The sequence below is a fragment of the Burkholderia sp. Bp9140 genome, assembly GCF_003853425.1.
Classification (GTDB): domain Bacteria; phylum Pseudomonadota; class Gammaproteobacteria; order Burkholderiales; family Burkholderiaceae; genus Burkholderia.
The window spans coordinates 77,029-88,815 of record NZ_QTPQ01000030.1; the positions used below are offsets into that span (position 1 = coordinate 77,029).

Sequence of the window (11,787 nt, forward strand, 5' to 3'; positions counted from 1 at the left end):
TCGTAGTGTCGCGCGGAGTAAAGGCAGGCTATAGAGATTCCTTTACTCGAAGCCGAAATTCGGTAGATACTCCCCTGCACTCCATCTTTCATCTTTGTACACCCGAATTCCGCAGGGTTTTTCAAGTACCAGAGGTAACCGGTTGCCGCGTGACGAAGGGAACAAATCGACCAGAGAAGCGAGGACGGTCATGCGATCTGCCCGGATTGCACTGATGCTGACGATCGCACTTGCCGGTCCATATGCGTCGAACTTCGCGTATGCGCAGCGCCCCGAGCAGGGCGCCTCGTCGCGCAAGCTGCAGCGCGGTAAAGCGCCGCAGTCCGACCGCGCCGCCGACATGGCGGTCCGTTCCGCCGTGCCTCCCGATCTCGAACAGCACCGCCGCGACGGGCACATGACGCCCGAGGAGCGCCACCTGTTGCGCCAGCACATCGAGGACGCCGTCCGCGAGCTGTACAAGCGCTGACGTGTGCCGTGTTCGCACTGCGCGGAACACGCCGCGCGGAAAAGATTCGTAGCACTTTTTCCGTCAACTTTCGGTCAACTTTTGCCTGCCGATTGCCGTTGAACCGGCATCCGCACCGCCGGTGCGTTCCGGGAGTCCACGATGAAAGCGAACGCTGCCGCCCCGGCATCGCCCGCGATGCAGGCGCCACTCGACGCCGACGATGCGCTGTTCTTCCTGAGCCGTACCGGCTTTTCTCCCGCACCGGCCGAGGTCGCCCGCATCGTCGGCATGACGCGTGCGCAAGTCGTCGCCGATACGCTCGGCAACGTGCGCCGCGAGCCCGTGACGGCGTGGCCCGACTGGCTCGCCGAGTTGCCGCCGACGCGCGCGCAGCGTCAGGCGCTGACGCCGGACATGCGGCGCGACGAGCAGCGCGAACGCAATCGCCGCTACGATGCGTTGCGCGCGGCGTGGGTCAACGAGATGGTCGCGACGCCGTCGCCGCTCACCGAGCGCATGACGCTGTTCTGGCACGGGCACTTCACGTCCGGGCAGGACAAGGTTCCGTACCCCCAGACGATGGCCGCGCAGAATGCGCTGTTTCGCCGCGAGGCGCTCGGCAACTTCGGCGCGCTGCTGCATGCGGTCGCGAAGGATCCTGCGATGCTCCAGTATCTCGACGGCGCCAGCAACCGCAAGGGGCGTCCGAACGAGAATTTCGCGCGCGAGGCGATGGAGCTGTTCACGCTCGGCGAAGGGCATTACACGCAACACGACGTGACCGAAGCCGCGCGCGCGATGACCGGCTGGAGCGTCGATCCCGATACGCTGCGCTTCGCGGTGCGGCCCGAATGGCACGACGCGGGCGACAAGACGATACTCGGCGAGACCGGCGCGTTCGACGGCGACGGGTTTCTCGACATCCTGCTGAAGCGGCCCGACACCGCGCGCTTCATCGCGGGCAGGCTGTGGCGCGAGTTCGTGGCCGATACGCCCGAGGTTGGCGCGCTCGATGTCGTGGCCGAACGGTTTCGCGCGAGCGGCTACGACATCCGCGCGGCGCTCGCCGCGCTATGGTCGACCGACGCGTTCTGGGACCCGCGCAATCGCGGTGTGCTCGTCAAGTCGCCGGCCGAGTTCGTCGTCGGGTCGGTGCGGCTGTTCGACGTCGCGTACGGCGATCCGCAGACGCTCGCGGACACCGTGCGCACGCTCGGGCAGAACCTGTTCTATCCGCCGAACGTGAAGGGCTGGCCGGGCGGCGCGATGTGGATCAACAGCACCACGCTGCTCGCGCGCAAGCAGTTCGTCGAGCAGTTGTTCCGCGCGACCGAGACGGCCGGCATGCGTGCACCCGCGCATGCGATGGCGGCGCCGTCGCCGAATGCCCGTGCGCATGCGATGCCGGTTGCGGACACCGCGTCCGGTGCGGGCTTGCCCGGCGCGAAGGGCAAGCCCGCGCGCGGCGGCCTGCGATTCGACCTCGAACGCTGGCTCGCGCAGTATCGTGCGCGGCCGCAGGCGATCGCCGGATTGTCGACCGAGCTTCAACTGCAGCACGCGGTGCTGCCGGTGTCGCCGGTCGCGGCGATCGATACGGACTCGACCGGCAGCGCGTATCTCGAGGCGCTGTTGATGGATCCGGCCTATCAACTGAAATGACTGAAACAACGACGAACAGGCGCGCTGCAGCGGTGGCCATGCCGCACGGCGAACCGAAGGATGCACGATGAACCGACGTGATTTTCTGACGCTGACGGGCGCCGCGGCCGCGGCGGGCGTGTCGTTGTGGCAGCCGCCCGTGCAGGCGGCGATAGCGATGGCCGCGGCGGAGCGGCGGCCGGAGGCCGGCTATGCGAACGTGTTGATCCTGGTCGAGCTGAAGGGCGGCAACGACGGCCTCAACACGGTGGTGCCGTATGCGGATCCGCTCTACTACCCGTTCCGCCGCAGCATCGGCATCAAGCGCGACCAGGTGCTGCAGCTCGATGCGCATACGGGGCTGCACCCGTCGCTCGCGCCGCTGATGCCGCTGTGGCGCGACGGGCAGGTCGCGATCGTGCAGGGCGTCGGCTATCCGCAGCCGAACCTGTCGCATTTCCGTTCGATCGAGATCTGGGATACCGCGTCACGCTCGGACCAGTACCTGCACGAAGGCTGGCTCACGCGCACGTTCGCGCAGGCGCCGGTGCCGCCCGGTTTCGCGGCAGACGGCGTCGTGCTCGGCAGCGCGGAGATGGGGCCGCTCGCGAACGGCGCGCGCGCGATCGCGCTCGTCAATCCCGCGCAGTTCATCCGCGCGGCGCGGCTGGCCGAGCCGTCGTCGCTGCGCGAACGGAATCCGGCGCTCGCGCACATCATCGACGTCGAGAACGACATCGTGAAGGCGGCCGACCGGCTGCGCCCGCGCGGCGGGATGCGCGAGTTCAGGACGGCCTTTCCGGCTGGTACGTTCGGGACGTCGGTGAAGACCGCGATGCAGGTGCTCGCGGCATGCGAAGCGTCGGGGCCCGGCGCGCAGGACGGCGTCGCGGTGCTGCGGCTCACGCTCAACGGGTTCGACACGCACCAGAACCAGCCGGGACAGCAGGCTGCGCTGCTCAAGCAGTTCGCGGAAGGGATGAGTGCGATGCGCGGCGCGCTGATCGAGCTCGGACGCTGGAACCAGACGCTCGTGATGACGTATGCGGAATTCGGGCGGCGCGTGCGCGAGAACCAGAGCAACGGCACCGATCACGGCACCGCCGCGCCGCATTTCGTGATGGGCGGCCGCGTGGCCGGCGGGTTGTACGGTGCGGCGCCCGCGCTCGGGCACCTGGATGGCAACGGCAACCTGCCGGTCGCGATCGACTTTCGCCAGCTTTATGCGACCGTGCTCGGGCCGTGGTGGGGGCTCGATGCGACACACGTGCTGCAGCAGCGCTTCGACACGCTGCCGCTGCTGAAGGCGTGATGTCGGACGCGCGTTGCGCTGCGGGTCAGCGGCGGCGGGCGGCGCGCCACGCGATCCACAGCTTGCGGATCGGCGTCAGCGCGATGCGCTGGTGCAGCACCTGGTAGCCGTCGCGCTCGATTTCGTCGAGCAGCGCGCCGGCCAGTGCGATCTGCGCACGCAGCGTGCGCTGCGCGCGGCGCTCGGGTCCGGGGATCGCCGCTTCGGCGGCGGCGAGCGCTTCGCGCGCGCGGGCCGTCTGAAACTGCAGCAGTTCGGTGAAGGCCGGGCTGTAGCGGCGGTTCAGCAGGTCGGCCGCGGTCACGTTGTAGCGTTGCAGTTCGTCGATCGGCAGATAGATGCGGCCGTGACGCGCATCGTTGCCGAGCTCCTGCACGAATTGCGCGAGCATCAGCGCGCGGCCGGCATCCGCGGCCCACGGCTGCGGGTCGGCCGGGTTCGCGGCGCTCGCGCGCGCGACCAGCGACGCGAAGGTGCCGCCGACCTGCGCGATGTAGCGCTGCAGGTTCGTGAAATCCAGGTAGCGCGCCTGTTCGAGATCCATCCCGTAACCGTTGACGAGCGTGCGCAGCGCGTCTTCTTCGGTCGCGATCGCCGGGTGATGCCGCGCGAGCGCCTTCGTGACCGGGTGCGACGGTTCGCCGGCGGCGAGCGCCGCGAGTTCCTTGTGCCACCACGCGAGCTTCGTATGTCCGACGGTCGGATCGCTGGTTTCCTTCACGGTTTCCTCGAGTTCGCGGCGCAGCGCGAACAGGGCGGTCAGGCGCGGTTCGGCCGCGAGCGGCGCCTGGCGCAGCGCATAGTAGACGCTGGAGCCCGCGGGGGCGGCCTTTTGCTGACAATAGTCGTCGAAGTTCACGGGTGGGATCGTGGCGGAGGCGGGTTCGGGAGCGCGCGCCGGCGCGTGGCCGGCACGTCGAGCGCGGCATTCTAGCACCGCTGTCCGGCGTGCGCCGGCGGGGCGAGACAATGCTGCGCAGATCGGGTAGAATCTCGCGCTCGCCTGATCGGGTGTGCCGGTTTTCGGGCCGGCATGAAGCCCCGGCGCGTGGAGCACGCATCTTGCGTGCCGCGCGGTCAGGCGACGGACAATACGCGTGAGTGGCGAAATTGGTAGACGCACCAGGTTTAGGTCCTGACGCCCGCAAGGGTGTGCCGGTTCGAGTCCGGCCTCACGCACCACCAAAGAAAAAGGTCACGTACCGCAAGGTGCGTGGCCTTTTTGCCTTTGGCAGAGACGATGCCGCGAGCGCCAATGTCGGAGCCGCCTCGGCCGGCGTGTCGCCGGCGTTCCCCGCGACTTGCTTTTTGACGCTCGCTTTCGGTGCAGCGCTCAGGTCGTCGACATACGCACTGAAGTCGCGGTCCTGGTCAAACCGTGCGGTTAGCCGCTGCTCCACCAGTTCACCACGCTAGAAGCTTTCACCGTACACCGAGAGCTAGAAGCTGCGGTACTGCTCGATGGCAGTGCGCGTGCTCTCGTTGAAGGGCAAGTTAACGCGTGCGGACGGGGCAACGACCGTGAGCTTCTTGAGAGCCGCCATGAGAAGGCTCAGGGCATTGAGTACGTTGTTTGCAGCGCACTCGTCGTTGCGTTGTATTGCGTATAGCGCCCCCGAAAAAACTGCCTCCCCCTTCACGGATTCCCGCTCACGGGCACGATTGGCGCTCGAACCGTCACCATTGGCGGAATCCACGAACTTCAACAGAATCTTCGCCCGGCCGCGCCGGATACGGCGCCTTGCCATCGTTTCATGCGTCACGTCGCGCACGAACGCGGCCTGATATCAGGTTGCCGGTTCGCTGACGATCGCGTTCGGCGACCGCCGGGGCCGCTCCCGCCAACTGTCGGTTATGTCCGATAGTTTGGCGTTTTTCGGCTAGGTATCGAACTCCATTCGACTCCCCGGATTCGATACGATGCGCAAAAACGCTGTTGCCAAGATGTCCGCACGCGAAACGCACGATGCGGTCACGGCGACACTTGTCTTTCACCGGGGATCCGTCGTCCATGCAGGGAATGTTGGAGCATCTTCTCGAGCGCCAGGTGTCGCACCAATGGCGCGGATTCCTGGAGGCACTGGCCGGCGAATTCACCGATCAGCTCGATCGAGACGAGTTGAGGCAGTTGATGGCACGCGTCGGCATGCGCTTTGCGGCTGCGCATCCGCTTGGCCCCTGCGCGTCGACGGACGATCTCACGGATGCATTGAACGCGCGCTGGCGCGACATGCAGTGGGGTTATGCCGAACTGTCCGACGAACACGAATTCCTGCGCATCGTCCATTACGCCGCGCCGTTGCGCGCGCTCGGCAATGACCATCTCGCGTGGTCCTCGGCCTTTTTGCAAGGCGCGTATCAGGGCTGGTTCGACAGCGTCGGCGCGACCGGTCTGCGCGTGGTGCAGGACATTGCGCCGCCGGACGACTCGCGAATCGAACTGCGCGTTGCGCGGGCACGGAACTGAGCGGCCCGGTCGACCGGAATTTCCGCGATAACAAATGGGCACGTTATGTCGACCTCACGGGATATCGAATCGTTGTTCAAGCGTTTTGGCGGTGATGCCGGACGCTATCAGGAAGTACGTGCCGAGGCGGATGCCGAAGCGGCGCGCGCGCGCTGGCCGTTGCTCGACGGCGTCGAACTGCGCGAGAGCGATCCGCATGGGCAACCGGACTCGGGGGCGCCGGACAACGGGCAGAGCCTGAGCAATATCGTGATGACGGACCCGCATTCGGCGCTTGCGCCGGATGCCGATAGACGAGATCACCCCCCGGGCCCGCTGAAGAAACTGGTCGGCAGACCGGCGGCATCGGACAGTGCGCGCACGCAAGGGCCGTCGGAGCCGCTGGTCCGGTTGTTCGAGCGGCTGCGAACCGGGGCGACGGGCGAGGGGCCCAAGAAGCCGTCGCTGTGGACGGGCCGTTCATGAAGATTGTCGCGATTGCCTCGGCAAAGGGCGGCGTCGGAAAGACGACGCTGGCGGCGAACCTCGCGGCCGTGATGGCGGCGTCGCGGCGGCGGCGCGTGAGCGTGGTGGATCTCGATCCGCAGAATGCGCTGAAGCTGCATTTCGGCGTGCCGCTCGAGATGACCGAAGGGCTCGCCGACGCCGCGCTGAACGGGCTGAGCTGGCCGGCCGCGGTCGTCGACGGGATCACGGTCATGCCGTTCGGCGTGGTAAGCGAAACGGATCAGCGTCGCTTCGAGCGACTGCTGGACCGCGATCCGTCGTGGCTCGCGCGCGGGCTCGCGGCGCTCGGGCTCGGCGACGACGACATCGTGATCCTCGATACGCCGCCGGGCACCTCGGTCTACATGCGTGCCGCGCTGACGGCCGCGCATTTCGTGCTCAATGTCGTGCTTGCCGATGCGGCATCGTACGCGTCGATCCCGCAGATGCGGCGGATGCTCGACGCCTATGCCGCGACTCGTGCGGATTTCGTGGGCGACGGCTATGTGGTCAATCAGGTCGATCAGTCTCGCGAACTGGGCCGCGATGTGCTGCGCGTGCTGTGCGACAGCCTCGGCGCGGCACGGTTCGGCGGCGTGATCCACGCGGATGAAGGGGTCGCGGAATCGCTCGCGTGCCGGACCACCGTGAATCGCTACGATCCGCGTTCGCAGGCGGCTGCCGATCTGAACGCGTGCGGCGCGTGGCTCGAGCGCGCGCTCGAGCGGCGTGACACTGCGCGGAGCGTCGCTTGAGCGCCCGCGGGGAGGCTGCGCAACCCTCGGCGGTCGATCGGTTCGTTGACGCGCTGCCCGGGAGCGGCTGGTTCGTCGTGCTGCCGGTGGCGGCATGCGCACTGCTGGCGCTGTACTTCGTATGTACCGTGCCGCTCGACAATATCGGGCAACTCGTGTTCGCCACCTGCTGCATCGCCTGTTCGCTGGTGGTCCGGCGCCTGGGCGGCCGCTACGCGACGCTCGTCATGATCGTGCTGTCGGTGGCGGCCACCGGCCGGTACATGTACTGGAGGCTGTCCGACACCCTGGTGTGGCTGCATCCGCTCGACGCGGTGTGGGGCACGCTGCTCGTGGCTGCCGAAGTCTATGCGGCGGCGGTGCTGCTCCTCGGCTACTTCCAGACCGCGTGGCCGCTCGGGCGCAAGCCGTTGCCGTTGCCTGCGTCGCGCGCGCATTGGCCGAGCGTCGACGTGTTCATTCCGACGTACAACGAACCGTTGAGCGTCGTCAAGCCGACCATCTATGCCGCGCTCGCGCTGGATTACCCGGCCGACAAGCTGTCGATCCACGTGCTGGACGACGGGCGTCGCCCGGAATTCCGTGCGTTTTGCGAATCGGTCGGCGTGCGCTGGACGACCCGCGATCACAATCGCCATGCGAAGGCCGGCAACCTCAACGAAGCGTTGAAGATCACCGACGGGGAATACGTCGCGATCTTCGATTGCGATCATGTGCCGACGCGATCGTTCCTGCAGATTGGTCTCGGCTGGTTCATTCGGGATCCCAAGCTATCCATGCTCCAGACGCCGCATCATTTCTTTTCGCCGGACCCGTTCGAGAGAAACCTCGGCATTTTCAGGGAGGTGCCGAACGAAGGCGAATTGTTCTATGGGCTGGTGCAGGACGGCAACGATCTCTGGAACGCGACGTTTTTCTGCGGGTCGTGCGCGCTGCTGCGCCGCTCGATGGTGGAGGAGATCGGCGGCATCGCGACGGAGACGGTGACCGAGGACGCGCACACCGCGCTCAAGCTGCATCGCCGCGGCTATACGACCGCCTATCTTGCGATACCGCAGGCGGCGGGGCTCGCCACCGAGAGCCTGACCGGACACATTGGCCAGCGGATCCGCTGGGCGCGCGGCATGACGCAGATATTCCGCATCGACAACCCGTTGTTCGGGCGCGGGCTGACGCTGGGCCAGCGGCTCTGCTACCTGAACGCGATGATGCATTTTTTCTACGGCATCCCGCGGCTCGTGTTCCTGACCGCGCCGTTGTCGTTCCTGTTCTTCGACGCGCACGTGATCCATGCTTCCGCGACGACGCTGGCACTCTATGCGCTGCCACACGTCGTACACGCGAACGTGACGAACTCGCGGATGCAGAGCCGGTTCCGGCATTCGTTCTGGGCCGAAGTGTACGAGGCCGTGCTGGCGTCGTACATCGCGTTGCCGACGTTGCTCGCGCTGGTCAATCCGCGGCTGGGCAAGTTCAACGTGACGGCCAAGGGCGGGAAAATCGACCGCGGCTACTTCGATTGGGCCGTGTCGAAACCGTACCTGATCCTGGTGATCCTGAACGTGATCGGCCTCGCGATAGGCGCCCTGAACCTGTCGCTCAACCGCCACGTCGGCAGCGAAGTCCAGACGACGGCGTTCAACCTGGCGTGGACGACCTACAACATCCTGATTCTGGGCCTCGCCGTCGCGGCGGCGAACGAACGCCGGCAGGTACGCATTTCTCATCGCGTCGCGGCACGCATTCCGGTCATGCTGCGCTTTGGGAACGGCCGGACACTGGCATGCGAAACGCGTGACTACTCGGAGGGCGGCATCGGCGTGGCAGTCCCCGACGATGCGCGCATTCCGGGCGGCGAAGCGGTGACGGTGTCGCTGTTTCGCGGTGCCGACGAGTACGCATTTCCCGCGACGATCGAATATGTCGAACCAGGACGTGCCGGCGTCCGGTTCGAGAGCCTGTCGCAACAGCAGGAGTTCGATCTCGTCAGTTCGACTTTTGCACGCGCGGACGCATGGATCGACTGGACGGACGGCCGCCGGCCCGATTCGCCGCCGCGTGCGTTCCTGCATCTCGCGAAGGTCGGCGTGCACGGCTTCTTTCGCGTAACCGCACGCCTGTATGCGGACATGCGCATGCTCGGGCGCGGCGGTCGAAACAACGACAAAAATTAACGTGATGGCGGAAAGAATGACGTGGGCGTCGCGACAGCGCGGCAGCACGCGCCGCGAGGCGTGCATTTCGCAGGGCGCGGTTGCCGCGGTTTCTGCTCGTGTCGGCTGGGATGCGCGCGTGCCGCGCAGGATGCTGTCAGTCCTGCTCTGGGCCATCGCGAGCGGCATCGCATCGGGCAACGGGGCATCGGCCACCGAGATGCAGGCGCCGGGCACGGTGCGGGCGGCGGATGGCGCGATGTCGTCGGGCGACGTGGCGCCGCCGTCGCCGGCCGTTCCCGTCGGGCTCGCCACGGCGCGGCCGACGCTGCTCGCCGAGCCGGTTCCGGCGGCCGACGCCGAGCGCCGCCGCTCCGGCGGGCTGCCGACCACGGCTGAACCCGGCGCGCGCGTGCCCGGCGGCCGGCGCCAGGCACTGACGTTCGCGGCTCTCGGGGCGCGCGATCCCCTGCAGTTGCGGGGCACGGACGGCCAGAACGGCATCGCGTTCTCGGTCCGTCGCGACGAGGTCGTCACGGGCGCGACGCTGCATCTGATCTACAGCTACTCGCCCGCGCTGCTGCCGGATCTGTCGCAGCTCAAGGTGCTCGTCAACGGCGAAGTGGCGGCGACGCTGCCGCTGCCGGCCGCTCAAGGCGGGATGACGGTTGCACGCGACGTGTTGATCGATCCGCGCTTCGTCACCGAATACAACCATCTCAATGTTCAGCTGATCGGTCATTACACGAACGGTTGCGAGAATCCAGCCAGCTCCTCGCTGTGGGCAACGGTGAGCAACGCGAGCCGGCTCGACCTGACCTATGCGGCGCTGCCCGAACGGCCGGAGCTTGGCGTCCTGCCCGCGCCGTTCTTCGATTCGCGGGACGTACGGCGGCTCGAACTGCCTTTCGTATTCGCCGCGCGACCGCCGCGGGAGACGCTGGAAGCGGCGGGCATCGTCGCTTCGTGGTTCGGCGCGCTGGCCGCGTATCGCGGCGCGCGGTTTCCGGCCCGGCCCGGCGGCCTGCCCGAATCGGGCAACGCAGTGGTGTTCGCGACGGCCGACGATCGTCTGGACGGCGTGACGGTGCCGGCAATCGACGGACCGACGCTGGCCATCGCCGAGCGGCAGGCGCCTGCCCAGGGTCAGCTCTTGCTGGTGCTCGGTCGAACGCCGGGCGAAGTGAAGGTTGCCGCGCTTGCGCTCGCGCTCGGCAGCAAGACGCTAGCGGGCACGCATGCCACGGTGAGCCGACCCGCGAACGTCGCGCCGCGCGTGCCGTACGACGCGCCGAACTGGCTGCCGTCGACCCGCCCGGTGCGGATCGGTGAGCTGCTCGAGGGACGTGCGCTCAGCGTGTCCGGATACGACGCGGGCGCCGTTCGGATCGACTTGCGCGTGGCCCCCGATCTGTTCACGTGGAATACGCGCGGCGCGCCGATCGACCTGCGTTATCGATACACGCCGACGCTGCGCGCGGACCGTTCGTCGCTCAACCTGAGCGTCGGCGACGCGTTCGTGAAGGCGCTGCCGATCCCGGCGGGGGAAACATCCCGCTGGAGCGTGAGTCGCTTCCTGCCATTCGTCGGTAGCGGTATCGACCGCGCGACGCTCCACGTGCCGCCGCTGCTGCTCACGCCGCGCACGCAATTGCAGCTGCACTTCTTCTACGAGATCCCGGATCTGGGCAAATGCACGGGGCGGCTGCTGCAGAACGTCGCGGGTTCGATCGATCCGGACTCGACGATCGATGTGTCGTCGTTTCCGCACTACAAGGCGCTGCCCGACCTCGCCGCGTTCGCAAACAGCGGTTTTCCGTTCACGCGGATGGCCGACCTGTCGGACACGGCCGTCGTGCTTCCGGCCGAGCCGACCCCGGACGTCTACGGCCTGTACCTGCTCGCGATGGGCCGCATGGGCGTGTCGACGGGCTATCCGGTCAGCGGTGTGACGGTGACGGACGCCGGCGGCGTCGGTGCGTTCGCGTCCAAGGACCTGCTGATTCTCGGTGCGCCCGATACCCAGCCTCTGCTGACCCGCTGGGCGGCGCGCATGCCGTTCGGCACGGATCAGGACCGCGGCATCTTCGGCCGCGCCGAGGCGGCGCAGTCGCCTGGCGCCGAGCGTGAGCGCGTGCGGGCCGGCCTCTCGATCGTCTCGGACGGCACGAGCGCGCTGATGGCCGGATTCGAGTCGCCGTTGCGCAAGACGCGCAGCGCCGTCGCGTTGATCAGCGCGACTGGGCATGCGGACGAGGTGCTCGGCCGCGCACTGCTCGACGACGACATGCTCACGTCGATCCAGGGCGCGATGGTCGTGATTCGCGATCGCACCGTCTCGGTAACGTCGGACGCAACGTCGTACCACGTCGGTGCGCTGCCGCCAATCACGTACCTGCGCTGGGTCCTGTCGGAGCGTCCGCTGCTGCTTGCGCTGTTCAGCGTGCTGGCAGCGTTTGTCGCGGCGGCGCTCTTCTATCGTTTGCTGCGTGGGCGTGCGGCGCGCCGGCTGAAGGAGTGAC

Annotated in this window: 10 protein-coding genes and 1 tRNA gene; 9 read left to right on the forward strand and 2 right to left on the reverse strand. The window is 67.4% G+C overall.

Annotated elements, in window-relative coordinates; all coding sequences use genetic code 11:
• Positions 1-190 precede the first annotated feature (190 nt).
• From DIE21_RS24235 to DIE21_RS24245, 3 genes are all read left to right on the forward strand, one after another.
• Positions 191-469: a hypothetical protein gene (locus tag DIE21_RS24235; RefSeq protein ID WP_124500088.1), complete on the forward strand. Its 279-nt coding sequence runs from the start codon at positions 191-193 to the stop codon at positions 467-469.
• 141 nt (positions 470-610) lie between these two features.
• Positions 611-2,113 (forward strand): DUF1800 family protein, encoded by a 1,503-nt coding sequence (locus DIE21_RS24240; protein WP_124500089.1) that lies wholly within the window; start codon positions 611-613, stop codon positions 2,111-2,113.
• A gap of 67 nt (positions 2,114-2,180) precedes the next feature.
• A complete protein-coding gene (locus DIE21_RS24245; RefSeq protein ID WP_124500090.1) occupies positions 2,181-3,404 on the forward strand; it encodes a DUF1501 domain-containing protein in 1,224 nt (407 codons plus the stop codon).
• 25 nt (positions 3,405-3,429) lie between these two features.
• Here DIE21_RS24245 and hpnD read toward each other — a convergent pair whose 3' ends face one another.
• The gene (gene hpnD, locus DIE21_RS24250; RefSeq protein WP_124500091.1) at positions 3,430-4,263 is read right to left on the reverse strand and encodes a presqualene diphosphate synthase HpnD; all 834 of its coding nucleotides are present in this window, start codon (positions 4,261-4,263) and stop codon (positions 3,430-3,432) included.
• Between the two features lie 236 nt (positions 4,264-4,499).
• Here hpnD and DIE21_RS24255 point away from each other — a divergent pair.
• A tRNA-Leu gene (locus tag DIE21_RS24255) sits at positions 4,500-4,586 on the forward strand.
• Between the two features lie 257 nt (positions 4,587-4,843).
• Here the strand turns inward: DIE21_RS24255 and DIE21_RS24260 are convergent.
• Positions 4,844-5,176, reverse strand: coding sequence for a hypothetical protein (locus DIE21_RS24260; RefSeq protein ID WP_124500092.1), 333 nt, complete (start codon positions 5,174-5,176; stop codon positions 4,844-4,846).
• 239 nt (positions 5,177-5,415) lie between these two features.
• On the opposite strand from DIE21_RS24260, the gene bcsD reads away from it, so the two are divergent.
• The 5 genes from bcsD to bcsB are packed head-to-tail and all read left to right on the forward strand — an operon-like array spanning position 5,416 to position 11,786.
• Complete coding sequence (gene bcsD, locus DIE21_RS24265; RefSeq protein ID WP_124500112.1) at positions 5,416-5,871, forward strand: cellulose biosynthesis protein BcsD; 456 nt, start codon at positions 5,416-5,418, stop codon at positions 5,869-5,871.
• 45 nt (positions 5,872-5,916) lie between these two features.
• Positions 5,917-6,336, forward strand: coding sequence for a cellulose biosynthesis protein BcsP (gene bcsP / locus DIE21_RS24270; RefSeq protein WP_124500093.1), 420 nt, complete (start codon positions 5,917-5,919; stop codon positions 6,334-6,336).
• Positions 6,333-7,112: a cellulose biosynthesis protein BcsQ gene (gene bcsQ / locus DIE21_RS24275; RefSeq protein ID WP_124500094.1), complete on the forward strand. Its 780-nt coding sequence runs from the start codon at positions 6,333-6,335 to the stop codon at positions 7,110-7,112. The genes bcsP and bcsQ overlap by 4 nt, the downstream gene beginning before the upstream one ends.
• Positions 7,109-9,286, forward strand: a complete 2,178-nt coding sequence (bcsA, locus tag DIE21_RS24280) for a UDP-forming cellulose synthase catalytic subunit (RefSeq protein WP_124500095.1) — start codon at positions 7,109-7,111, stop codon at positions 9,284-9,286. Before bcsQ ends, bcsA begins: the two co-directional genes overlap by 4 nt.
• A gap of 16 nt (positions 9,287-9,302) precedes the next feature.
• Complete coding sequence (gene bcsB / locus DIE21_RS24285) at positions 9,303-11,786, forward strand: cellulose biosynthesis cyclic di-GMP-binding regulatory protein BcsB (RefSeq protein WP_409364648.1); 2,484 nt, start codon at positions 9,303-9,305, stop codon at positions 11,784-11,786.
• Position 11,787 lies beyond the last annotated feature (1 nt).

Coding starts and splice junctions, on each gene's coding strand:
- DIE21_RS24240 (WP_124500089.1), top strand. CDS start 611: ATGAAAGCGAACGCTGCCGCCCCGGCATCGCCCGCGATGCAGGCGCCA.
- bcsB (WP_409364648.1), top strand. CDS start 9,303: ATGACGTGGGCGTCGCGACAGCGCGGCAGCACGCGCCGCGAGGCGTGC.
- bcsP (WP_124500093.1), top strand. CDS start 5,917: ATGTCGACCTCACGGGATATCGAATCGTTGTTCAAGCGTTTTGGCGGT.
- DIE21_RS24235 (WP_124500088.1), top strand. CDS start 191: ATGCGATCTGCCCGGATTGCACTGATGCTGACGATCGCACTTGCCGGT.
- DIE21_RS24245 (WP_124500090.1), top strand. CDS start 2,181: ATGAACCGACGTGATTTTCTGACGCTGACGGGCGCCGCGGCCGCGGCG.
- bcsQ (WP_124500094.1), top strand. CDS start 6,333: ATGAAGATTGTCGCGATTGCCTCGGCAAAGGGCGGCGTCGGAAAGACG.
- bcsD (WP_124500112.1), top strand. CDS start 5,416: ATGCAGGGAATGTTGGAGCATCTTCTCGAGCGCCAGGTGTCGCACCAA.